Origin of the sequence: Psychrobacillus sp. NPDC096623 (assembly GCF_044762655.1) — a bacterium.
GTDB lineage: Bacteria > Bacillota > Bacilli > Bacillales_A > Planococcaceae > Psychrobacillus.
Genome location: NZ_JBIWER010000006.1, coordinates 151,468 through 175,750, shown reverse-complemented (window position 1 = coordinate 175,750; position 24,283 = coordinate 151,468). Strand labels below are relative to the sequence as shown.

Sequence of the window (24,283 nt, the reverse complement as noted above, 5' to 3'; positions counted from 1 at the left end):
TCATATGGGGATAAAAGTAGGGATTATTGGATGTGGATCAATTACTAAGCTTCGCCATGCACCAGAATACAAAGCAAATCCGTTCGTAGACGAAATCGTATTTTATGATCGAAATCCTGAACGAGCAGAGACATTGGCAGTACTGTTTGGCGGGACAGTAGTGAAAGATGTGGATAACTTATTTACAGATCCTACAATCCAAGCGATAAGTGATTGTTCGTCGAATGAATCTCATCATATATTTACTACAAAAGCGTTATTACATGGGAAGCATGTTCTGTGTGAGAAGCCTATATCGCTTACCATTGAACATGCAAAAGAAATACTCGATGCTCAAAGGCAATCTGGTAAAAAGCTTATGGTCGACCATAATCAGCGGTTCACTCGTGCACATCAAAAGGCAAAAGAAATTATTAGAAGCGAAGAACTTGGTAAAGTGCTGACTTTTCAAACGACATTTGGACACTCGGGACCAGAGCAATGGGGAATAAACAAATCAAACTCCACATGGTTCTTTCAAAAGGAACGTTCTGGCCTTGGCGTAGCTGGAGATTTAGGAATCCACAAAGTCGACTTGTTGCATTACTTATTAGATGATGAAATGGAACAGGTAAGTGCCTTCCAAGGGGCATTAGACAAAGTCAATGAAAACAACGAACCGATAGAAGTGTGCGATAACATCGTATGTAGTTTAAAAACGAAAAAAGGGCGAATTGGCACTGCGGCATTCTCTTGGACTTATTATGGAGAAGAAGATAATAGCACCATTATCTATTGCGAAAAAGGTATTTTGAAGATCTACCATAGTGACCAACATCAATTAGAAGTGATTACAAAAGATGGCGAGAAGGTACAATACAAGCTTGAGAATATCCAAACAAATAACAACCAAACAAGTAGTGGTGTAATCGATGCCTTTATCGAAAGCATCCGACTGGATCAACAACCACTTGTTACAGGGGAAGATGCACTCTCTTCGCTAAAAGTTATTTTGGGTATTATAGAAGCAGCAGAAACGAATAGGGTTATTGCGATATAAAGCCTTTCTGTTCTAGTTTGTTTCTGGCATACGGTATAACAAAAAAAGGAGAAGATAAGTGAAAAAATTTCACTGTCCTCTCCTTCTTTATTTTATTAGTCCTATTAGCTGAATTGTTGAATGGATTTTTCAAGTTCTAATGATGTATTACGTAAATTTTCCATCGTTTGCTCAAGTGTTTGAACGGATTCAACTTGTTGGTCAGTAGAAACTGCAACTTCCTTCGTGGAAATTACTGCTTGATCTACTAAAGATTTAATGACTTCAGTTGAAGCTAATAACTCTTCTGAACTGGCAGAAAGCTCTTCTGTAACTGCTGAGACATCTTGAATTTCATTATTTACATGGTTTACAGATGTTAAAACTTTAGATAAGGAGTAACCGATTCCCTCAACAGACTCGGTGCCCGCTTTTACCAAAGTTACGGATTTTTCCATCTCTGATAAAGCTTCAACAGTTACATTTTTAAAACTTAAAATATGAGCGGAGACTGTTTCTGCTGAAGCTCGTGATTGTTCAGCCAATTTTTTCACTTCATTCGCTACAACTGCGAAACCTTTTCCGAACTCCCCAGCTCTAGCTGCTTCAATGGATGCATTTAATGCTAACAAATTCGTTTGATCGGTGATGTCTGAAATCATACGGATCGTTTCTTCAATTGCGGAGTACCCACTAGCCAATTTGTTGATTAATTTTTCGGTAGAAATAACGGAACTCTCTACTTCTTCAATTTGAGTAATGACTGATTTAGACTGGTCATTGCTCTGTTGAACTAAATCCATCATTTCGTTAGAAGATTCAGCAACCGTTGTGGACGAGTCCGCGATACGTTGAATACCGATTGTCATTTCTTCCATTGCTTGAACAGCTTCGTCATTTGAATGCTTTTGATGCTCGCTACCTTTAGCAATGGAGTAAATATTCGTTGTAATTTCGTTGTTTGCCGATTTAACAGTCTCGATAATTTCATCTAGCTTTTTTGCTTCAGATAACACGGAAAGAGTAGACTCTTTTGTTTGTTTTAAAATACCATCCAATTGGTCCATAGCCAATAAATAGTGATGTGTCAGTAAGTGAATTTCATCATTACCAGACGATCGAATCTGGCGAACTTCGTCTGCCGCAGCATTAATTTTCCCGTCAGCGAGTAATTGCACTGAATTGGTTAAAGTAGAAATAGGAGCTAATCTTTTTTTAATATAAATATAAACAACAACTAGTATTCCAGTCATTATTACTAAAAGAATAGCAAATATAACAGGTAAAATGGATTTAATTACTCCGTTTTGAATTGCTCCTACATTAGTAGCAGCAATATCAACGCCTAGGATACCTAAAAATTCACCATCTTCATTTGTAATCGGCGCAAATGCAGATAAATATTGACCATAATCAGGATCATCAATAAAAGAAGTACTATCTGTATTTCCTTCTAATACGTTTTCGATATCTGCAAAAGTTGTACCAGTAGTTTCTGTTCCAATTGGTACCGCCATTTCATCGCTCTCGGGCATTCCATCAATTAAAATTTCTAATTTTGAATCAGACGCTTCAAGCGTATAAACATACATAGCCCCGGTTTTATCACGATAATCGTTTAAATTATTTCTGATTGCCCAATAGTCAGGCGATTCGTTTTTATTCGTAACAAATTCTTTGTACATGTCCTTGTCGATATCTTCTGCAATAAGTTGTGCAGTTTGGATACCTTGAGCCCGAATGGTTTGTTCCACTGTAGATTTTGTTGTGAAGTATAAAAAAGTAAGAAATAAAATAAGTAGTGCTAAGATTGCTATTCCTAAGAATAAAATAATTTTCGAACTTAATTTACGTGCTTTCAAAATGGATCCCCCTATCTATCTATTTATATATATCGGCTTATGATTGGATAGATTTATATATAGAACTTTGGGAGATTAATTATTTTGTCTTACCTTATCCCCTCATGTAACCAGTTGTTTGATGAGAGTGTAATCTCACATTGTTCATAGTTGTTTCTGACATAAGGTACATACAGCTTTTCCAGAAGTTTAGACTGACTGAAACCAAGTTATACTGATGGAAAGGATAGGACAGGAGGGGCAAGGCATGAAAGAATTCAAAGTAACTTACTTTTTTGATGAAGAGCATTATATTAGAAGGTTCGTCTTTGCAGATTCTCAAGAGAAAGCGGAAGATCTAATTCAAAAAGAGCGGGATGCCTATATTTCATTTACAGATAGTAGAGGGATTTACCATGAACTGAATACTAGAGGAGTTCGTGTGACTCAAATATCCGAATATCACAGAAAAGATAAGACAAAAAAAGTATCAGGTTTTGATAAAAGCTGATACTTTTTCTTTTGGGATAGGTTAGAAAATTTGTGGCATTCGACTCAAGAGTCTGAAGAGCCTCTAGAAAAAGTGCTTCCATCCGTTGAAGATCTTTTGAAGGGCAAGAAAATATGATCCTCGGAATATACCGAAACAAAAAAATAAAAGAGGAAAAGGAATGCACCCTGCATACTATCGAATAACATACTGTATATAATGTCAAATATGCATTTGTTGGAAATATGCCCATAAAAATATTTATGTTGAAAACGCTTTCGAATTATTGTAAAATTCAATCAACAAGTATCCGAAACGTTTTGGAGGATTTGTCAATGACCACGATAAAAGATATTGCAAAAGCCGCTGGAGTGTCGGTAACAACTGTATCTAGAGCATTAAATGGATACTCTGATGTGAGTGAAAAAACACGTAAAAAAATACAAGAAATTGCAAAAGAATTAAATTACAGTCCGAATACTCTTGCTAGAAGTCTTGTTATGAATAAATCAAAAACAATTGGTTTGTTAATATCTGGGATAAACAAAGGGAGTATTAAGGATAACTTTACTTTTGAAGTATTAATCGGCTTAAACCAGTATATTGGTGAGACAGATTATGATCTTATTATTTTCAGTACGACTTCAACAAAACAGCGGGAAAAGACCTACTCTCAGCTTTGTCGAGAGCGTAAAGTGGACGGAGTCATTATATCTGGGATAAGAACCGATGATTCTTATTTAAGAGAAGTTGTTGATAGTGAAATCCCTTGTGTTCTTATCGATATTCCCATTGAATCTAGTACCGTTGGTTATGTTACTACAGATAATATTCTTGGAGCTAAAAAAGGGGTCCAACATCTTCTGGAACTTAATCATCAAAATATTGCTATGATGAATGGTCACGAATATGCATTTGTTAGCAAACAAAGACTAGAAGGGTATTTTCAAGCCTTAGAAGAACACGGAAGCAAGGTTAATCTTAACTGGGTTGTTAATGGTGACTTTGATGAAGAGAAAGCTGAAGAGCAGGCTATTAAGTTATTAAATCTTTATCCTGAGATTTCAGCGTTTTTTTGCGCTAGTGATTTAATGGCGATGGGAGTTATGAAAGCTGCTAAAAGACTAAACCGAAGAGTACCTGAAGACCTTTCAATCGTTGGCTATGATGACATATTGCTAGCAGAACACATTACTCCAGCGCTATCTACGATTGCTCAAAATAAGGTAGCGTTAGGTTATGAAGCAGCTAAATTACTTATTAATATATTGGAAAACGAAGACAAAGCTCATATTATTACCTTACCTACTGAGCTTAAGGTTCGTGATACTTCGAGGAAAAGATAAACGAGCATGATTCTATATCATACACTTTTCCTTTTATTTTAAATCCGAAACGTTTCGGAAAAATGGAAATTAAATCCCCACCTAATAATTATATGGGAGAAGTAACAACTAGGAGGTACTTATGGATTACAGAGTTATCAAAGAAAATGATTTGTTTTTACTTACTGATACAAATGGAAATATTGTAAAAAACCATCCGTATGGTCTAGGGCTATATACGAAGGATACAAGGTTTTTAAGTAATTTACACTTGAAGATTAACGGGGAGGATCCAATTTTACTAGCTTCCGATGCAGCTGAAAATTATATGGCGAAAATTTTACTTACCAACCCACATATGGAAAAAGACGGAGAGTTAATTCTTTGGCGAGAATCAGTACAAATAGAAAGAACGAGATTCATATATGATGATGTTTTATATGAATCTATTAACGTTAAAAATTATTTCCCAAAGGCAGTTCAATTTAATCTAAGTCTTCATTTCGATGTGGATTTTTCTGATATGTTTATCGTCAGAGGATTCCAAAATGGAGAGATTGGTAAACGAACAGGTCAAACGGTTTCTTCCAAAACTTTAAAGTTTCACTATGAAGGTTCTGACTCACTTAAACGTGCGACAGTTATTACATGGGATAAAAAAGAAAAAATAGTGGATGAACTTGGAAGCGTTTTCTTTGACTTTAAGTTATCTCATCTTCAAGAAGAAACGGTTGTCTTTATGATCCAACCGAAAATAGGAACGGAACAAATGAATGAGCCATTGATGCTACATGAAGCGTTGGCTAAACTTAAACATTCCTATAAGAGTTGGGAGAACACAACTACTAAAGCTAAGACAGATTATGAGCCTTTACAACGATTAATTGACCGAGGGATTGCTGATCTTCGTGTATTATTAACGGATTTAGGATATGGCAAGTTTCCTGTTGCAGGTTTACCTTGGTTTGGAGTTCCGTTTGGACGTGATAGTTTGATAGCGGCATTACAAATGCTTCCTTTTAATTCGGAAGTGGCAAAAGGAACCCTACTTACAATGGCTAGTAGACAAGGGACTAAAGAGGATCCATGGCGAGATGAGCAACCAGGCAAAATCATGCATGAAATTCGATATGGTGAACTTGCTAACACGAACCAAATTCCATTTACACCATACTACGGTACCATTGATGCCACTCCACTGTTCCTAATATTACTAACAGAATATGTTCGATGGACTGGTGACTTACAAATTGTTACTACCATGAACAAAAGTATTGAAGATGCCTTAAGCTGGATTGACCAATATGGAGACCGTGATGGGGATTTGTTTGTGGAATACCATCAAGAATCTAGTAAGGGAATGGCGAATCAGGGGTGGAAAGACTCTGGTGACTCTATCGTACATCGAGATGGTGAATATGCGAAAACACCAATAGCTTTGAGTGAAGTACAAGGATATGTATACCAAGCAAAAATGGGATTAGCAGAAATTTTTGAACATATTGGAGAACAAGAAAAATCAACTGCTTTAAGGGAACAAGCGAATAAGTTAAAAGAAAAATTTGAGGAAGAATTTTGGATGGATGATGTAAACTACTATGCCATCGCTTTGGATGGGAATAAAAAGCAAGTAGGCACGATTACATCAAACCCTGGCCATCTGCTTTTCTCTGAAATGCTACCTGCAGAGAGAGTTCATTCAGTTATAGATATGCTAGTTTCATCCAAAATGTTTTCTGGATATGGAATTCGTACGATGGGGTCTGAAGAAGCAGGCTATAATCCAATGAGTTACCATGATGGAAGCATTTGGCCACATGACAATAGCTTAATTATTTTAGGTATGAGTAAGCTTAAGAAGAGTAAAGAGGCGAATATGGTGATGGAAGGGTTAATTGATGCTTCTGCTCATTTTGAATATGACCGTCTACCGGAACTATTCTGTGGGTATGAAAAAGCAATTGGAAAAGCGGTCAAATATCCTGTAGCCTGTTCTCCACAAGCATGGGCAGCTGGTACACCACTTCTCTTCATTCAATCCATTCTTGGACTATTTCCTAATAGTTTAAAAAAGCAGATTGTCCTATCACCAAAACTATTAAGTAAAATGAACAAACTTGAAGTTAGCAATCTTTCAATTGGAGACGGGCAATTATCTTTAAGCGTCACCCTTGAAGGATTAGAAATAATTGAAAATACAACTGGTTATGAAATTGTTATCGCTTGATCTTTCACGAAGGTGACTTCGTTTGTTAGATAATTTTTGAAAATAGAGAGGGGAAATTGAAAGATGTCCAGAAAAAAATGGATAGCAACTTTAGGTTTATCTACAATGCTAATAGCAGGTGCTTTAACAGGTTGTAGCGATAAAGAAGAAGGAACTGCAAGTAAACCTGCAAAGGATGGAGCTGAACAAGTAGAGATTACCCTTGCTGGGTGGGGGTCTTCTCCTGAAGAAGCAGAATTGTTAAAGCAAGTATTGGTTGATTTTGAAACGAGTCATCCAAACATTAAGGTAAAACATGAAGTCATTGCAGACCAATATATGGATGTGATTAAAACACGTCTTATTGGCGGTGAAGGTCCTGATGTATTTTATTTGGATGCATTTGAAGCCCCAGGTCTAATCGAAACAGGTGTACTCGAACCTCTTGAGGATCACACACCAGATGATTTTGATGTAGAAGACTTTGAAAAACCTTTACTAGAAGCTTTCCAAAAAGATGGTGTGACTTACGGATACCCTAAAGGCTATTCTACTTTAGCACTATTCTATAATAAGAAAATGTTTGAAGAAGCGGGCGTCCAAGTTCCAACGACTTGGGATGAGTTAAGAGAAGTTTCCAAAGCTCTTACAAAAGGGCAAGATGTTTATGGATTTGGTCAAAACCCAGAGCTAGCTCGTACAATGTTTATTGCTGAATCTAAGGGTGGCGAGGTAGTAGTCGATGATAAGGCAAACTATGCGGATGCAAAAGTAGTTGAAGCATTACAACCATACGTTGATCAAGCTTTAGTGGATAAAACAGCTGCGCAATCAAATCAGGTAGGAGCAGGGTGGACAGGTGAAATGTTTGGTCAAGGTAAAGCTGCCATGGTTATCGAAGGAAACTGGGCAATACCTTATATTGAAAACACTTTCCCTGATATTGAATTTGGAACAGCTGAAGTTCCAACAATAGATGGAGAAAAAGGAACAATGGCGTTTACTGTAGCCTATGTAATGAATGCAGCATCAGAGAAGAAAGCAGCAGCAGCTGAGTTAATTACCTATTTAACTGGAAAAGAAGGAATGGAGACTTGGACTTCTAAAGGCTTTGAGTTACCATCTCGTAAGTCTGTAGCAGAAAAACTGGGCTATGATCAAGATGAATTACGTGGTTCTCTTGTTGCAGGAGCTCCATATGCAACTGTTTGGACAAAAGGTGTCAACCTTCCGATCATTTTAACTAACTTCAACAATCAATTTGTCAGTGCTTACCTGGGCGAAAGACCGCTAAATGAAGCATTAGCTGAGGCACAAGAAACAGCTAATAAAGAAATTGACAATCAATAAAAAGCATAAAATAGAGAGGATGGGAATTTTCCCTCCTCTTCTCTTAAAACTATTCAATTCTTTGTGTCGATTTTTTAAAAAGGTCGTTAGAAAGAGTTGAGATAGAAAGTTTTGGGGACTCAATGAAATTGTAGAACCCTCCATTTAGCGACCTAAGTAAGAAAAAAGGAAATCGATGTTAAAGGAGTTGAGGAATTGATAAATCGAAAAAAATTACGTGAAGCGGGGCAAGGGTATTTATTTATGTCACCGACCTTGTTTGTTCTCTTATTATTTCTCGTTGGACCAATTTTTTATGCGATCTTCTTGTCTTTTCATAAGGTTCAATTACTAGGTACAGCATCCTTTGATTTTGTTGGAATGGATAATTTTACGAAAATATTAGATGACAGCCGGGCGCAAATCGCTTTATGGAACACATTTAAATATGTGGTTATTGTTGTTCCAACACAGACCTTTTTAGCTATGGTTTTAGCTGCGTCTTTAAATGCAGGGATGAAGGGGGAAAAGTTTTTCCGTATTGTTTACTTTTTACCAACTTTGACTTCTTCGGCTGTATTAACCCTGATATTTATGTGGATGTACAATCAAAATGGATTAATTAATAAAGTATTAGATGTGATAGGCTTACCTACCTATAACTGGATAGGTGACCCTGCAGTTGCATTAAATGCCATTATGATCATGAATATATGGTCAACTGCGCCATTCTTTATGGTGATTTACCTTGCTGCCTTACAAGGGATTCCGGATTCTCTCTATGAAGCAGCAGATTTAGACGGAGCAAGTGCGATTCAAAAGTTCTTTTATATTACGGTTCCTAATCTAAGACCAGTGACTTCCTTTGTTGTGATCATGGGAATCATCGGTACATTTCAATTATTTGATCAGTCTTATATTTTCTCTGGAGGATCTGGTGGACCAAACAATTCGACCTTAACAGTCGTATTACTCATTTATCAATATGCGTTTAAAAATTTAGGAACAATGGGCTATGCAGCTGCTTTAGCGTTTGCCCTTGCGATTGTCATCCTGGTCGCAACATTAATTCAACGGAAATTCTCTAAAGAAGAATCTCTTTATTAAGAGGAGGCGGAGTAAACATGAGGAAAAAAATCGGATTCGGGAAAGGGATTCTTTATACAATCCTAATCATCTATGCAATCGTAACGATTATTCCATTTTTATGGGCTCTATCCTCTTCGTTTAAGACATTAGAGGAAATTGTAAGCGGTACGATCAATCTGATACCAAAAAACTTTACACTTGAAAATTATAAAACAATTTTTATCGAGCAAGAGCTTTTTCCCCGTTGGTTATTTAATAGTGTATTTATTGCAGTATCAGTTACTGGATTAAATATACTTTTTAACTCAATGGCGGGGTATGCTCTTGCTAGACTTAGTTTCCCTGGAAAAAAAGCCTTATTTATTATTATCCTTGCAGTAATAATGATACCTGGTCAGGTGACACTGATCCCAAACTACTTAATCTTAAAGGAAATAGGATGGTTGAACTCTTATCAGGGTATGATTATTCCTGCAATGGTGAATGCTACTTTTATTTTTATGATGAGACAATTCTTTATTAATTTTCCAAAGGAATTAGAAGAAGCAGCAGAAATAGATGGTTTAGGGAAGTTTGGAACCTTTTTTAGAATCGTTCTTCCGATGGCAACTCCAGCACTTGCGGCACAAGCCATTTTTGTATTCATGGGTTCTTGGAATGACTTTATGAAGCCACTCATTATTTTATCAAGTCCTGAATTATACACTTTGCCCTTAGGTCTAAATAGCTTTAAGGGTCAATATATAAGCTACTGGAACTATATTATGGCTGCATCAATGGTTTTTACCTTGCCAGTACTCATTATCTATGCCTTCTTTAATAAGTATTTTATGAAAGGCATTTCTTTTACGGGAGATAAGTAATTCAAAAACAACCTTGGATATCAATGCCAAGGTTGTTTTTTTGCTTATTTCATACACGATAGGATAGAAATGGCCTAAAATAATTAAGGCATTGATTATAATTATATAATTGTTACTTAAAAAATAATGTAAATCCAATAATTACTTTATTATTTCTTGAAGTACAAAAAAGTTATTTATTAATTTAAAGAAATTAATTATAATAGCTTAAAATATGATATCAAAGGAAGAGTGGAATATGGATATTATTGATGCGAAAATTCTAGAGGCTTTAAAGTGCAATGGAAGAGCTACAGCTTCGGAAATTAGCAAAAAAGTAAATCTGTCTATACCTGCTGTATCAGAACGGATCAAAAAACTAGAAGAAGCAAACGTCATTGAACAGTATACAGTTAAGATAAACCGTGAAAAAATGGGATATAAATTGTTAGCAATTATATTTGTAAATATCGATCATGCTGCTAATATCCAACAATTTAGAGAATCGATTATTCAGTTTTCTGAAGTGATTGAATGCCATCATCTGGCAGGAGAATATGATTATATGTTAAAGGTATTGATAGAAGATACGGGCAAGTTAGAGATTTTTTTAAGTGAAAAGTTAAAATCCATTCAAGGGGTTCAGAAATCCAATACATTGATTGTTTTATCTACTTTAAAAGAAATATCAAACAGGTAGGAGAATAGCAGATGATTTGGAAAGGACTTCGATTTGGAATGTTTCTGCAGATTGCTGTAGGACCAATCTGCATTTTTATATTTCAGACTGCAGCGACATCTGGTTTTTTAGCTGCAGAAACGGGTGTGCTGGGGGTAGCCATTATTGATGGCTTATATATACTTGCAGCAATTTTTGGAATAGGGAAGATGCTGAATAAGTATCGGAAATTGAAAGAAATCATTCGTTACTTTGGAGCAGCAATCCTTGTTGTGTTTGGTTTAAGTAGCATAGCAGGAGTTTTTGGGATATCAATCATCCCAAGCTTATACATTCTCTCTTCACAAAGTATAGAAACTGTATTTTGGAAAACGCTTGTTTTAACTCTCTCCAATCCATTAACGATTCTTTTTTGGGTGGGTGTTTTTGCAACAAAGCTCGTGGAAGAAAATATAAAGCAAAAGGATATATATTCTTTTGGACTTGGTGCAGTGTTAGCAACCCTCATTTTTCTTACGTTTGTTTCAATACTTGGTAGCTTTCTTTCTATTTTTTTGGACCCATTTGTTCTGAAGGTATTAAATGTAATTGTTGGAATTTCGTTGGTGTACTTTGGAATACGTACTGCATGGGGACAAAATGAGGACCAATTAGATTCCCGTTAAATAAACAGAGGACAAGACAGGTGAAATAGCTTCCCTGTCTTGTCCTTTCCTTTATCTTTTCACTTCATAATGCAGCTCAGCGAATTGATTGAAACGATTAATGCTTTTTAATGTAAGCTCTAATTCAAAATCGATTTCTTTGAACAAAGGAATTCCTTTTCCGATTAACACAGGTGATACGGTAATAATAAGCTCATCCACTAATCTTTCATTGATAAACGAATGTATTAGATCTCCACCACCCATTACCCAAATATTTTTACCTTCTTTGTTTTTCAACTGATTCGTAAAGTCTACTACATCTCCGCTGAAGAATTTGACGTTCTCATTGCCCTCACTGATGGTTCTGGAGAAGACGTAGCATTCCTTGCCCTCATAAGGGAAGCTTTCCAATTCTTGTTCTAGGAGCCAGTCGTACGTGCGCCTGCCCATAATTACGGTATCTACTGTTTCGTAGAAGTCGGAATACCCATTATCGCCTTCACCTTCGACCTTAAATAGCCACTCCAAAGAGTCATTCTCTGTTGCAATATAACCATCTATGCTTGTTGCAATGAACAATACGATTTTTCTTTGATTCATCATAAGCCTCCTTTGATTAATTTGAAAGAGAAAGTAGCATTAAACAGGTCGTACATAGGATAAGAGAATATCTTTCAATACACGTTGCTGAATATGTGGTTCTATATCTTCTTCCAAAAAGGAAATCGGTGCTTTCAAGACGACATTATTTACGAAATTACCAAAAGTATTAATGATAGTTATAAGTGTTTCTTTAATGGATAGGTCTGTACGAATGGATCCATCTGTTTTCGCATCTTCCAAAATCGGGTTAAGGCTATTGCTAATTTGGCTTTGAATTTCGATATAGTCTTCAATATCTGGTAAAGACTCTTTTGTAAAGGAAGCATAGCTTTCAAAGGCTTCCCTAAACTTGGAAGAGTTACTCTCATCTGGATCTTCGAGTAAGTAATTTAACACATCCTCCAACCGTTCATATGCCGTCTTAGGTGAGTTTGCAATCTTTTGGAATGCAGGAAGTATTCTTTCAAGGTTTTGAATAGCAACAGCTACAATAAGTTTGTCTTTTTTAGGAAAGTACCTAAAAACTGTGGCAACACCGACTTCAGCTTCCTTAGCTACATCTTGCATTTGGACGCTATCTAATCCAAGTTCAAGAAATAAGCGCTCTGCTGCAGAGACGATATGTTGATAACGTGTAGATTTGTTTTGTTCTCGAACACTTAGTGGCATTGGATAACCTCCTTTATATTTTTTATTATACATCGTTTAAGTTTGCATCTGTCTATTTTCAGGAGTAAAATAAGTGATAGTTAGACTATCAAAATATAATCATGAGGTGAATAAAATGAGATTAACAGGCAAAGTAGCGGTAATTACAGGAGCAGGTAGCGGAATGGGAGAAGCAGAAGCACTTATTTTTGCAAAAGAGGGTGCGAAAGTTGTTGCAACAGACATTAACTTTGAAGCAGTAGAAGCAGTAGTCGCGCAGATTAAAGAAGCTGGTGGAGAAGCGATTGCTATCAAGCACAATGTTGCATCTAAAGAAGATTGGGAAAACGTTTATAACAAAACAATTGAATCATTTGGCAAATTAGACATCTTAGTAAACAATGCAGGAATCTCATTAGCGAAGGATTTCATGGAACAGACAGAAGAAGACTGGGCACGTACATATGCCATCAACATCAACGGTACGATGCTTGGTATACAACTTGCGATTCCTTTGATGGAGAAAAACGAAGGTGGTTCAATCGTGAACATTTCTTCCATCTCTGCATTAACTGGGATGGCTGGAGCGGGAGCTTATACAGCCTCTAAAGGTGCTGTTCGTTCAATAACGAAAGCAGCAGCTGTTGACTACGGTAAGAAAAATATCCGTGTTAACTCCGTACACCCAGGATATATCGTCACACCAATGAGTGCGCCACATATGGAACATCCAGATTTCAAGAACTATTTCTTATCTCAAATTGCCCTTCCGAACCTTGGAAAAGCAGAAGAAGTAGCAACTGCAGTATTGTTCCTAGCATCAGACGAAGCAAACCATATTACAGGTATTGAGTTACCGGTAGATGGTGGAGTGACAGCGAAATAATAAGAGAAAAGAGCTTGTGAGAGTGATAAAGTCACTTTTGCAAGCTCTTTTTTGTGTGACACAGGAGCGTAGGTAGTGAATGTGGAAATGGAATTTTTATCACATTGTTCGAATAGGCTGTAGATAACGAAGAGTGGACAAGAATTTTATTATTGCTGCTCTTAATATAAGGGGGCTAGTATATGACAGTGTCGGAAAGAAAGTATGTGGAAGTAGATCCTGGTGTAGAATTATATGTTCAAGATGTAGGAAGTGGAGATCCTATTGTTTTCATCCCTGGCTTTACATTTACAACCGAAGTGTTTACCCATCAAGTCGAACATTTCGCCAAAACAAATCGAGTCATTGTAATCGATCCAAGAAGTCATGGTCGCTCATCGATTACGTTACAAGGAAATGATTATGTAACACACGGAACGGATTTGGCCAAGGTACTACATGCATTACAATTAAAGAATGTGACACTGGCAGGCTGGTCATTCGGGTGCTTAACAGTTTGGGAGTATCTTAAACAGAACGGCTATGATAATGTAAAATCACTTATTTTTATTGACATGTCACCAAAGGCATTGTCGACAAACGATTTAGAAGATTGGGTGGAGGGTCCCCTTAATGATATTGGGGCCATCTATAACACATACTTACGTAATCCAGCAGGTCAACGGGAATTTATGAAGGCATATACAACAAGCGTCATGGTGCAACGTGATGTAAGCGAGGACGAGTTAAATTGGCTAGTAGAGCAATCCTTAAAAACGCCCTATTATATTGCCGCCAATTTATTTGCCTCGGGCATGTTCTCTGATTATCGCGAAGAAGCGAGAACAGCTAGTGAAACAGTACCAACATTGACGATTGTTGCAGAACATTGGTCAGCTACTGCAGTTGAATTTACGCAAAACGTTTCTCCGAAATCCTCTATAGAAGTACTCGGCGGACACTTGATGTTCTGGGAGCATAGTAAGCAATTTAACGAGCTGGTAGATCGGTTTTTGTATGAAAAAACTTCCCTCTGAGGAATCCACGAATTAATATGTTTCTTAATACAAAATAAATAGAGATTAACTATACAGCCATATGCTTACGCAAAGGGCTGTTTTTTATTGTTTGCATTAAGTTTGTATAGAAAAATGTTAGAAATAACTCTTTTAGGGAAAAGAGATAATAGAAAGAATATAAGGAAGGTGAATCTGATGAAAAAAGAGTCCAATCATGAAAAGGAAACCTCCAATTCAAAAGATCTAACTGTTGAGCAAGGAAAGCCGAATGAGTTAAGTGAAAAACAGAAAGAAGAACTTCAAGTGAAAGATGGTCAAAACGATCATCATGTAGATGAACGCGGTGGAAGATAAGTCTAGAAATATACTGACTCCATGTGCCTAACACGGGGAGAGAACATGAAAATAGTAAGAGAAAGGAGCTTGTGTAAGTGAAGGTGTCACTTTCACAAGCTCTTTCTAATTTCGAGTGCAAGAATCTAAGCAAACAGGAAAAGGTTTAATTATTCCTGTTTGTTTTTTTATTGGATAATAACCTAATAACCCTATGTTAAAAAACATACATTTTAACCTAGGATGAATAAATAAAAGGAGAAGATGCTTTGAATAGACCATTACTTAATTCCCTTAGAAAAGGAGGTTTTATATTCTATACAAAGCATGGCGAAGCGACTGTCGGAAACGATTTACCTAATTTAAACTTTCAAGACTGTTTAACGCAAAGAAACCTTTCTGAAATGGGACGTAGGCAGGCTATTTACTATGGAGAAATTCTTCAATACTTACAAATACCGATTAAATCCCCAGTTTCCGTAAGTCCTTTTTGTAGAGCAATAGAAACAGCGCAGTTAGCATTTGGAAGCGGCAACGTTCATGTTAATCCTTTTTGGTTTGAGGTATATAGGTTGAGTGGCAACTTACCTATTAGTGATAGCCAAAGAATATTAAATAATCTTAGTTCTGTTTTAGAGACAATTCCAGAAGAGGGAAAAAATAATGTAATTGTTGCTCACAGTTTCCCAGAGGGGGTCGGTTTAGGTCAATTAGCTGATATGGAGACAGCTATTATAAAGCCTAAAGGGACGGGAAACGGTTATGAAGTGGTAAGTAAATTATCTTTAGCTGACTGGAGTAAATTAGATAGCTAGAATAAGGTCACTTAAAAATTGCTCCCTGTGTGTGACACAGGGAGAATCTGCTATTTCTCTAAAGTTTGTTTCTGGATGATCATGGGATTTCTTTTCATTACATATAATCCATATCCAATTGCAGTTCCTACAAGTGAAGGAACAATCCATCCGAGACCAAGCTCTGCGAATGGAAGATAGCCCATACAGGTATCAAAGATTCCAAATTTGAATCCAAATGCTTTTAGCCCATCATATACAGCGACTATTCCAGTTAACGTAATTGCTCCGACGTAGACATAGGACGAACCCCCAAATAGCGGGTGAAAAAAAGATAATACGATTAACACTATTGTAAGGGAATAGGTAGCTACTAAAAATGGGACACTTACAGATAAAATGGTGTTTAGTCCAAAATTGGCCAACCCGAAACTAATGAATGTAAAAAACAAAGCAATTTTCTTATAGCTTGCTTTCGGCAATAACGAATGAAAATAATTCCCACAAGCCGAAACTAAACCTACGCAAGTAGTGAAGCAAGCTAGTACAAAAATAATTCCTAGCAACAAATTTCCCCATTGACCAAACAGCAAGGAAGAAGCTGCCGTAAGGAGCACACTACCGTTTTCAAATGAACCCACTCCAGCCATTTCTACTCCAATGTATCCAAGAGAACAGTACACAACTGCGAGTAAGACCCCAGCTAATAACCCTGCTTTAAGCATTTCTCTTCGCATCATTTTACCGTCTGAAACACCTTGCTGCTTCAACGTAGTCAAAATGACAATTCCAAATGCAAGAGCGGCAAGGGCATCCATTGTGTTGTAACCTTCCAAAAATCCTTTCAAAAATGGACTCTGTTCATATTCTAGTGTCGAAGGAGCTAACGAACCATTTTTTAATTGCTTAAATCCTGTCACGACTAATACGATCATACTTAGCAATAAAAGAGGCGTAATAATTTTCCCCATAAGGTCCACCATTTTGCTTTGGTTTAAACTAACTAAAAATACAAGAAGAAAAAACACAGCTGTAAAACCAAATAAAGCAACAGAAGAATCAGCGATAAACGGTTTTAACCCCATTTCGTAAGCAAGTGTAGCATTCCGGGGAATACCCAGAAACGGTCCAATCGATAAATACACAATAACCGTAAAAACTAATCCGAAAATAGGGTGGATACGACCAGCTAGCGTACGAGCCCCGCCTTTAACAAAAGAGAGTGCAGTTAACACAAGTAGTGGAAGACCCACCGCAGTTACGATAAATCCAGCAATTGCGAGTGGAAAGTTTGTGCCAGCATTAACACCTAAAAATGGAGGGAAAATTAGATTACCAGCCCCAAAAAACATCGAAAATAACATTAATCCTACAAATAGCGTTCTAGATTTATTCATTTCGTTCACTCCTTTAATAGATTGATCCATATTCAGTGAAAAAAAGGCACAAAAAAAACTCGCCCCTATAGAAAGGGACGAGATTACTCGCGATACCACCCTAATTCCGGAAATTTGTCTTTCACAAAAATTCCAGCACTCAGCCAACGTACTAACATACGTGATCCCAAGGTAACGGAGGATAAACCGGCAAAATTTACAAGAAGTTCAATTTTGCTTCTCAGAGATGATTTCAGAAAAGGACTTAAACATCGACTTTCAGCAAGCGTCGACTCTCTAAAGATTAAGTGACCATTCGTACTTATTCTCTTCAACGAATTTGGATTTGTTTATTAGCTTACCAACAGAAAAGTGAATTGTCAATATACATAGAAAAGTGTTATTCGCGTGAGTAGTCATGAAGGAATAGATAGTCCTATATTTCACCAATCTTGAAAGCAAAACGATTTTCTACTTGGAAGTCTCCATTCTGAAAAGTTCGCTCCACAAATGTAGCATGATTTTCTTTATCAATTAGTAAAACGGTGGATGAACGTGTGCCATAGTTAGGGCTCTTAATAAACAAAGGAGACAACAATCTCTCCATCTCTAAACCGACTCCGGTTTCAGGTAGTTCTCCATCCTCCGCCATGGTTTGATCCGAGATGATATCAAACAGAGAATCTATGGCTACTTCACTAGGACAGGATTGAACAAACTCACTTAATCTCTTCTTGCCCTTTGCAACCTTAGGCCAAGGAGTATTCAATGTGTGATTGCTCAAACTATGCGTGCCAGGAGTAATCTCATTCATTTGATCTAAAACATTATTGTAGTGGAGCAATTGATTTCCATCACCAACAATGACATTATAACCACCGTAATTTTCTTTATGGTTTGAAAGTTTTTGAATAAAATCTACTGGAGCATCATCATTAGCTAAAAAGTCACGCACAATATCTCCACGAGAAAATGGTCCATGTGCTTCATTGGGGTCCCGATAATTCGTCAATGCCGCAAAGCGACCATCTCTCGTCATGCCAAGCCAAGTCCCCATATGCATCAAATCACGACCACCCAAAATATTCGGATAATCCTCCCAAAAACCAGCAGCCTCAGTAGGTCTCTCATAGAACTCATCCCGATTGGCCACCACGATCAGTTTATAAAACGGATGATCCTGAAAATGAAAATTAACTAAACACATTCCCATTACTCCTTTAACTAGCTTTTTACTAATATTATCTTAAAAGATAATGTAAAGCATTATTATATTCTCTAAGTTGTCACTAAAATAGCGACCCCTTTTTGATTATTAAGTTACTTTGAAACAGGGAACAAAATTATTTAGGTAAATTCATTAACCAGTGGTATACGGTGGCTTCCCTCAACCTCGTATCAATTTTTCTTTTACTACTTATTAGTGTGAACTAATCTTGTTGGTAAGAATTTTTTAAGCAAAAATACAATTTGTATAAAGAAAGTCCAGTAAAAAAGTTAAATATTGTGATAATATTAAGTTAAATAGAATGGTAGATATTAGTGTTCTTTCAAATAGAAGGAATAAATTATTGAAGTAATGTATTTTCAATTTGAGCTGTCATCAACGTATTTAAGAAAGAATATACGAAAGGTTGTGCGCGTTTGTTTAAAAAAATAATCCGCCGTGTAGAATATTTACTTAGCCCTGCTGCAGCAGGTAAGCCCGCGGACAAACCCAAGCAGAAGTCAGTCATTTCTATTTATAAGGAACAGACCGGAAATGGCCTATTCTCTACCATGTTCAATAAAGGTAATTACGGTGAATTCTCATCCTACGGTAAATTGGCAAAATTACCGGGGTACCATAAAGCATTGTTCAATATCTACATTCCCAACGGCAAAGAACAAACTACTGAAATCGATTTGGTCTACCTTCATGAAACCGGCATCTACGTGATCGAGTCGAAAAATTATAGCGGCTGGATTTTCGGGGATGAAAAGTCACAAAAGTGGATGCAAACCTTTCCGAATGGACAGAAGTTTTCCTTTTACAATCCTATCATGCAAAATAATGGTCATATAAAAGCGCTGAAAGCTTTGTTGCCTTCCATTGAAACTGCACAATTTACATCTGTCATTGTATTCAGCGAAAGATGTGAGCTGAAGAAAGTCATCGGCGAAGCAAAAGATACCTATGTTATCAAACGTAATCATTTATCTAAATTAATGGAGCAACAAATTCAAAGCTCCCCTAACACTCTGGAAGCCACTTACATCGACAAAATTTATAATTTCCTATCACAGTATCAAAAGGTAGATAAATCGGTGAAAGAGCAACATACTGAAAAGATTAAAGAGAAGTTTTCTCGCTAAAAGAAAAAAATGCTTGGAATAAAGCAAGGACAACCTAATAAGATACTTTCTCTAGGTACCTATAAAGAAAAAAGGCAATGGGGGTAAATAAGGAGGTTTTTGTATGCTTCCATAAGCTTTTTGATCTTTTCTAGTCATGTAGAAAATAGAATAATAACTTAGAAGAAATGGAGTGTGTTAATTGGAGCAATCGTTATTAAAAAAAGCGTTACTAAAGGATAATTACATAGATATTTCATTTCGTAGGTATTTGGATTTTAAAAAGACCGCTACATATGATGAGTCATATAAGTTAGAAATTTTATCGAGAGTGAATGAATTTTTGGTTGGTCTTGAAATCACTGAATTTAACGTTGTAGATATAGTGAAGAAAATACAGAAAGAGAATCCGCAATCAGGGAGTTTTGTTCATTGGAGTAATACGGGTGATTTAGTAAAGTTTGCAGATGCGAGACCGACTGAAGTAGCAGAATTGTTAAATCAACTATATGATGCCGATTTTCGGATCATTGAAAGAATTGAGAAGTTTAGAGAAGCTGGTAAGGCATTTGATCCGAAAATTTCTTTAGGGGCACCGTTGTTTGGATATTTGCTTGCAGCATATAACTATAAACAGTATCCGCTTTATAAAGAAGAAGTGTTCAAAGACTTGAAGAAATCTTTTGGAATAGAAGAAAAGTTAAGTTCCGTTCAGGCAAATTATGATATGTATTTTACCATGTGTGAAATTACACTAGAAAGTCTAAAAGATAAATATCCAAAACTTACTATGCTTGATATACAAGATTACTTTTTCTGTAGCACGCAATTTGATGAAATCAAAGTCGAAAGTGCTGTTGAATATTTGTTTGATCTAGCAAAGAAAATCCACTATTTTAAAGGGCATCCAGAGGAGATGCTGGATTCTATTTCTAAAATCAGTCCCGAAATGTTATCGACTTATCGTGAAAAATATCGGAATGAAGAAAAAGTAAAACAAATCCGTTTCATCGTATTAGATAAGTTAATGGAAGAGGGCTCTTTAAGCGTTCCTGAACTGGAAGATATAAAAGAAAGAGTAAGTGTAAAATATGAAACCAACATATTAAAATCATGGACTAACTTCACTATTCTATTTGAGTTATTTTACATTGATAAAAAGTTGAGAGTGAAGGAAGAACAACGGAAGATACATGAGGCTATTCAACGATTCGAAGCGTTTAACGGACTAAAATTCGTTGAAAGAAAAGTTCTAAACGGCTTTAATTGGAATCAACACTTCGGAGGGTCTGAGTGTTGGTTAGCTGTATATGAAGAAAGGTATTCAAGCCATCGAATTGCACCTCAGTTTTTTGTCTCTATTGATGAGGAAAAGATTCGCTATGGTTTATTGCATGGCGATCAGCATCCGAAACGTGGAGTTGGAACAGTTGAAAAAATATTTAATATAGAAGAATTCAATTTCAATCGTTTTAAAAAGAAGATGGAAGAAGCCGTGAAGAGTGAACCTGATACAGTAACTCAGAATGGTGAAGAGTATATACCAGAAACAGAAACTAGTACAAATACTTGGCTTGAGCTTATTCAAAATGATGAAATTTTCTTGGAGTCTGACTTAGTTTATCTTAAAAAGATGGTTGAGCTTGGTGGAGAAGCTTCCGCGACACAACTTTCTGTTGCTTTAGACAGACATCATTCATCCTTTAATATGCCAGTGGTTCAATTAGCAAAAAGAGTATTAGAGGCTACGGATATACAACCTAATCTAAGAGATAATGGAAACAACGTCTATTGGAATGTACTATTCGAAGGCGAATATGATAATCAATTTTTCGTATGGAAGCTAAAACCAAATTTAAAAGCTGCTTTGGAAATTATTATGGAAGATAAAGTTGAAATAGAATTCCCTGTTTATACAAAAGAAGATTTTCTTAGAGAAGTATTCTTTGAGCATAAAAAGTATGACACAATTACAAACTTGCTTCATTATAAGAAAAATATCATTCTACAGGGACCTCCTGGTGTAGGGAAGACATTTGTTTCGAAGAGACTTGCATATTCTTTGATGGGAGAAAGGGACGAATCTCGTGTTGAAATGGTGCAGTTCCACCAAAACTATTCATATGAGGATTTTGTAATGGGTTTCCGCCCAGATAACAATGGATTTTCTCTCCAGCATGGTATATTTTATGAATTCTGTGAGAAAGCATGGAAGAACCCGGAAAAGGATTATTATTTCATTATCGATGAAATTAACCGTGGAAACTTATCAAAGATTTTTGGCGAATTGTTCATGCTAATTGAAAGAGATAAGCGAGATGATTTTGTTACAATGGGATATTCCAAAAAACAATTTACTGTTCCAAGTAATGTCTACCTAATCGGAACAATGAATACAGCCGATCGTTCACTTGCTCAACTTGATGTTGCATTACGTCGCAGATTTGCTTTCGTTTCCTTAGAGCCTTCTTTCAACGAAAAGTGGAAGGAAGCTATGCTAAAAGAGGGTGTTTCCTCAGAGTTAGTAGTAAGAATTTTAAATGCAGTTGAAAAATGGAATGAAGAAATTTCAAGTGATTTTCAATTAGGTAGTGGCTATACTATAGGACATTCATTTTTTACATCTATACCTGAAGGAATGGATGAGACCGTTTGGTTTAATGGAATTCTGCAATATGAAGTCCAACCATTATTAGAGGAGTATTTCTTTGATCGTCCAGAAATAGTTAAGACATTGTTAGAGGGTATATGACATGGAACAAACGTTTAAAGTACCAATACGTAATTTGTTTTGCTTACTAAGTTATGTGAATGAAATGCCGGAATTTGTGGATAGTTTGAATGATGTTGATGAAGATCTCATAACATATGATTTTTTAGCCAAACGTTTCTTAGCAGAAGTTGATTCTCTGAATAGAAGAGGCCTACTAAGAAGTTACGTAACACGAGAAGAACATACAAATAGACTCGGTGGCAAGATACTGATCAATGAATCGCTAGGTTACCTTATGGCAAGAAAACCACTCATGGTTTGTGAAAAAGATGAGTACTCTCCAGATATTTTGTTCAATCAAATGATGAAGGCAACGTTAGTAATGTTAAGCAAAAATCGGTACATCAAAGATGAGACCCGCCGGCGTAGTTTTCAGTTGATCGAATATCTTGTGGATGTGGATGAAGTAGCCCTTACAAAAGAGGTGTTTTCCAAAAGTCATTTTCATCGCCATACCGTTCATTACAAACGAATGATTCATATTGCAAGATTACTGCATGAACTGACATTACTATCCCATAAGCAAGGAAATTGGAGCTTATTTTCGGCACAACTCAATGAGACTTCGATGAACCAATTATTTGAAAAATTCTTGTTCCATTTTTACAGTATAGAGCAGAAAGAGTATCGGGTAAAAGTAGAGCAAATGCAGTGGAAACTTGAAGGGAATACCGCATTGCTGCCATCGATGAGAACAGATATCTCATTGATACACAAACGAGAACCAAAAAAGATTGTCATGGATGCTAAATTCTACAAAAATGTATTCCAAGAATTCCATGGGAAAGCATCTTTGCATAGCCATAACATGTACCAACTGTTTACTTACCTGATGCACCAAAGTGAGGATATAGATGTTCAAGGAGTACTGATTTATCCATACAATGGAGTAGATGTAGATGAAACCTATCAATGGAATGAACGTGTCACTATGAAAGTCATGACGGTGAATTTGGATGAATCATGGAAGAGGATATATGAGAGATTGATAGGTTTAAGTAATGTGTGATTAATACACTAGATTTAGTTTTATAAATAATTTTACAGTACCAGGTTCTAGAGTAATTCAGGATAGTGTCTAAGCTGTAAGAGACCTGGTAACTTTTACTAATTCTCAAATTTCTACCTGGTCATGTATTTCTAGCTAGTGCTTCCTTTAATGATGGGAGCACTAACTTAACACCTGATTTCATCGCGAATGCGGTTACCCAGTAAATACTAGTTGCATCCGCAGACAGCTTTGTTAAATCCAGATTTAAATTCGACGTAATAAGTCGTAACTTATTCATCCTCCACCTCTATCAAATATATTCCTTCTTCAAATCCACCACGTTTTTCTTTCTTCGCGATGCGAATTTTCTCTAGATCTTCATAAGTTGCTTCATGAATAGGAAGGGCAGCGTGGATTAGCTCCAAAATGTCTGCTAGTTCTTCTAATGCATCTTGGTGGTTCATCGTTTCTTGGAATTCCTGTACTTCTTCATATAGTTTTTTCTTAATTTCTGTTAAGTGTTCGGAAGGATCTAGTGTGCGGGTAGTGAATTTGCTGCCTGCGTTTTCGATGACTTGTGGTATTAGGTCGCGTACTAATTTGTTGTAAACTGGCATTGGACATACTCCTTTTTCTTTTATTATAGAGAAAATTGGGATTATTTGAAAGGAGAGTGATAGGGAAGTAGTTTAACTGGTGTCTCTCTAGTTGTAGTTGGGATCGCATAAATTCTAAAAAGACTACTCAATTAAGAGTACTGGAGACGCAAACACTAAAATAATGTAATTATCAAGTGTATTGTGAAAGTTCTGTAAATAAAACTGTTATAAAGCTAATAATTTAAGTATAATGTATTAAAATCATATTTTAATTAGTGAAGACATAATTTGAACATAAAAAAGGGCGGGATACGCTAATATTCAGTCCTACAACTGATAACGGCAAAAGTGCGGTCGGTCTTGGGTCAGAGATAGCCGTCGAACCTTTGTGGAGGGACGGTGATTTATCGCCCTCGTTACACAGGGAGCAATAGAAATGCAGACTCCGCTTATGAGAGTCTGCGTTTTTTAAAACTATTGTT

Annotated in this window: 23 protein-coding genes and 1 other annotated feature; of the genes, 16 read left to right on the top strand and 7 right to left on the bottom strand. The window is 36.4% G+C overall.

Annotation, left to right across the window (positions count from 1 at the left end; all coding sequences use genetic code 11):
- Window positions 1–4: 4 nt before the first annotated feature.
- On the top strand, window positions 5–1,039 hold the full coding sequence (locus ACIQX2_RS15985; RefSeq protein ID WP_402852577.1) for a Gfo/Idh/MocA family protein: 1,035 nt from the start codon (window positions 5–7) through the stop codon (window positions 1,037–1,039).
- A 104-nt stretch (window positions 1,040–1,143) separates the two neighbouring features.
- On the opposite strand, the gene ACIQX2_RS15980 is transcribed toward ACIQX2_RS15985, so the two are convergent.
- On the bottom strand, window positions 1,144–2,880 hold the full coding sequence (locus tag ACIQX2_RS15980) for a methyl-accepting chemotaxis protein (RefSeq protein ID WP_402852574.1): 1,737 nt from the start codon (window positions 2,878–2,880) through the stop codon (window positions 1,144–1,146).
- Window positions 2,881–3,127: 247 nt separating this feature from the next.
- Between ACIQX2_RS15980 and ACIQX2_RS15975 the strand changes: the two genes are divergently transcribed.
- The 8 genes from ACIQX2_RS15975 (at window position 3,128) to ACIQX2_RS15940 (ending at window position 11,484) form a co-directional block, all read left to right on the top strand.
- Window positions 3,128–3,370 (top strand): hypothetical protein, encoded by a 243-nt coding sequence (locus ACIQX2_RS15975; protein WP_402852571.1) that lies wholly within the window; start codon window positions 3,128–3,130, stop codon window positions 3,368–3,370.
- A 299-nt stretch (window positions 3,371–3,669) separates the two neighbouring features.
- Complete coding sequence (locus tag ACIQX2_RS15970; protein WP_402852568.1) at window positions 3,670–4,695, top strand: LacI family DNA-binding transcriptional regulator; 1,026 nt, start codon at window positions 3,670–3,672, stop codon at window positions 4,693–4,695.
- Between the two features lie 121 nt (window positions 4,696–4,816).
- Window positions 4,817–6,901 (top strand): amylo-alpha-1,6-glucosidase, encoded by a 2,085-nt coding sequence (locus tag ACIQX2_RS15965; RefSeq protein ID WP_402852565.1) that lies wholly within the window; start codon window positions 4,817–4,819, stop codon window positions 6,899–6,901.
- A 63-nt stretch (window positions 6,902–6,964) separates the two neighbouring features.
- Entirely contained in the window at window positions 6,965–8,230 is a 1,266-nt protein-coding gene (locus ACIQX2_RS15960; RefSeq protein ID WP_402852562.1) for an ABC transporter substrate-binding protein, read from the top strand.
- A gap of 243 nt (window positions 8,231–8,473) precedes the next feature.
- Window positions 8,474–9,316 (top strand): carbohydrate ABC transporter permease, encoded by an 843-nt coding sequence (locus tag ACIQX2_RS15955; RefSeq protein WP_402852767.1) that lies wholly within the window; start codon window positions 8,474–8,476, stop codon window positions 9,314–9,316.
- A 17-nt stretch (window positions 9,317–9,333) separates the two neighbouring features.
- Window positions 9,334–10,161, top strand: a complete 828-nt coding sequence (locus ACIQX2_RS15950; RefSeq protein ID WP_402852559.1) for a carbohydrate ABC transporter permease — start codon at window positions 9,334–9,336, stop codon at window positions 10,159–10,161.
- A 238-nt stretch (window positions 10,162–10,399) separates the two neighbouring features.
- The gene (locus ACIQX2_RS15945; RefSeq protein ID WP_402852557.1) at window positions 10,400–10,840 is read left to right on the top strand and encodes an Lrp/AsnC family transcriptional regulator; all 441 of its coding nucleotides are present in this window, start codon (window positions 10,400–10,402) and stop codon (window positions 10,838–10,840) included.
- Between the two features lie 11 nt (window positions 10,841–10,851).
- Window positions 10,852–11,484, top strand: coding sequence for a LysE/ArgO family amino acid transporter (locus ACIQX2_RS15940; protein WP_402852554.1), 633 nt, complete (start codon window positions 10,852–10,854; stop codon window positions 11,482–11,484).
- 51 nt (window positions 11,485–11,535) lie between these two features.
- Here ACIQX2_RS15940 and ACIQX2_RS15935 read toward each other — a convergent pair whose 3' ends face one another.
- Together ACIQX2_RS15935 and ACIQX2_RS15930 are read right to left on the bottom strand one after the other, a co-directional pair.
- Complete coding sequence (locus tag ACIQX2_RS15935) at window positions 11,536–12,069, bottom strand: dihydrofolate reductase family protein (protein ID WP_402852551.1); 534 nt, start codon at window positions 12,067–12,069, stop codon at window positions 11,536–11,538.
- Between the two features lie 36 nt (window positions 12,070–12,105).
- Window positions 12,106–12,738, bottom strand: a complete 633-nt coding sequence (locus ACIQX2_RS15930; RefSeq protein ID WP_402852548.1) for a TetR/AcrR family transcriptional regulator — start codon at window positions 12,736–12,738, stop codon at window positions 12,106–12,108.
- A gap of 115 nt (window positions 12,739–12,853) precedes the next feature.
- Between ACIQX2_RS15930 and ACIQX2_RS15925 the strand changes: the two genes are divergently transcribed.
- The 4 genes from ACIQX2_RS15925 to ACIQX2_RS15910 all read left to right on the top strand — a co-directional run bounded on the left by ACIQX2_RS15925 (window position 12,854) and on the right by ACIQX2_RS15910 (window position 15,749).
- Window positions 12,854–13,603: an SDR family NAD(P)-dependent oxidoreductase gene (locus ACIQX2_RS15925; RefSeq protein WP_402852545.1), complete on the top strand. Its 750-nt coding sequence runs from the start codon at window positions 12,854–12,856 to the stop codon at window positions 13,601–13,603.
- 182 nt (window positions 13,604–13,785) lie between these two features.
- Window positions 13,786–14,619 (top strand): alpha/beta fold hydrolase, encoded by an 834-nt coding sequence (locus ACIQX2_RS15920; protein WP_402852542.1) that lies wholly within the window; start codon window positions 13,786–13,788, stop codon window positions 14,617–14,619.
- 177 nt (window positions 14,620–14,796) lie between these two features.
- Entirely contained in the window at window positions 14,797–14,955 is a 159-nt protein-coding gene (locus ACIQX2_RS15915) for a hypothetical protein (protein ID WP_402852539.1), read from the top strand.
- 248 nt (window positions 14,956–15,203) lie between these two features.
- A complete protein-coding gene (locus ACIQX2_RS15910) occupies window positions 15,204–15,749 on the top strand; it encodes a histidine phosphatase family protein (protein WP_402852536.1) in 546 nt (181 codons plus the stop codon).
- A 50-nt stretch (window positions 15,750–15,799) separates the two neighbouring features.
- Here the strand turns inward: ACIQX2_RS15910 and brnQ are convergent, their stop codons facing one another.
- A complete protein-coding gene (gene brnQ, locus ACIQX2_RS15905) occupies window positions 15,800–17,125 on the bottom strand; it encodes a branched-chain amino acid transport system II carrier protein (protein WP_402852533.1) in 1,326 nt (441 codons plus the stop codon).
- A gap of 70 nt (window positions 17,126–17,195) precedes the next feature.
- Window positions 17,196–17,448, bottom strand: a binding site (T-box leader).
- A gap of 92 nt (window positions 17,449–17,540) precedes the next feature.
- Window positions 17,541–18,311, bottom strand: coding sequence for an NRDE family protein (locus ACIQX2_RS15900; RefSeq protein WP_402852530.1), 771 nt, complete (start codon window positions 18,309–18,311; stop codon window positions 17,541–17,543).
- A 437-nt stretch (window positions 18,312–18,748) separates the two neighbouring features.
- Between ACIQX2_RS15900 and ACIQX2_RS15895 the strand changes: the two genes are divergently transcribed.
- The 3 genes from ACIQX2_RS15895 to ACIQX2_RS15885 all read left to right on the top strand — a co-directional run bounded on the left by ACIQX2_RS15895 (window position 18,749) and on the right by ACIQX2_RS15885 (window position 23,220).
- Entirely contained in the window at window positions 18,749–19,459 is a 711-nt protein-coding gene (locus ACIQX2_RS15895; protein ID WP_402852527.1) for a nuclease-related domain-containing protein, read from the top strand.
- A 181-nt stretch (window positions 19,460–19,640) separates the two neighbouring features.
- A complete protein-coding gene (locus tag ACIQX2_RS15890; protein ID WP_402852524.1) occupies window positions 19,641–22,190 on the top strand; it encodes an AAA family ATPase in 2,550 nt (849 codons plus the stop codon).
- A 1-nt stretch (window position 22,191) separates the two neighbouring features.
- Window positions 22,192–23,220: an McrC family protein gene (locus ACIQX2_RS15885; protein ID WP_402852521.1), complete on the top strand. Its 1,029-nt coding sequence runs from the start codon at window positions 22,192–22,194 to the stop codon at window positions 23,218–23,220.
- A 121-nt stretch (window positions 23,221–23,341) separates the two neighbouring features.
- Here the strand turns inward: ACIQX2_RS15885 and ACIQX2_RS15880 are convergent, their stop codons facing one another.
- Complete coding sequence (locus tag ACIQX2_RS15880; RefSeq protein WP_402852518.1) at window positions 23,342–23,500, bottom strand: phospholipase D-like domain-containing protein; 159 nt, start codon at window positions 23,498–23,500, stop codon at window positions 23,342–23,344.
- Entirely contained in the window at window positions 23,493–23,819 is a 327-nt protein-coding gene (locus ACIQX2_RS15875) for a phosphoribosyl-ATP pyrophosphohydrolase (RefSeq protein WP_402852515.1), read from the bottom strand. The genes ACIQX2_RS15880 and ACIQX2_RS15875 overlap by 8 nt, the downstream gene beginning before the upstream one ends.
- Window positions 23,820–24,283 lie beyond the last annotated feature (464 nt).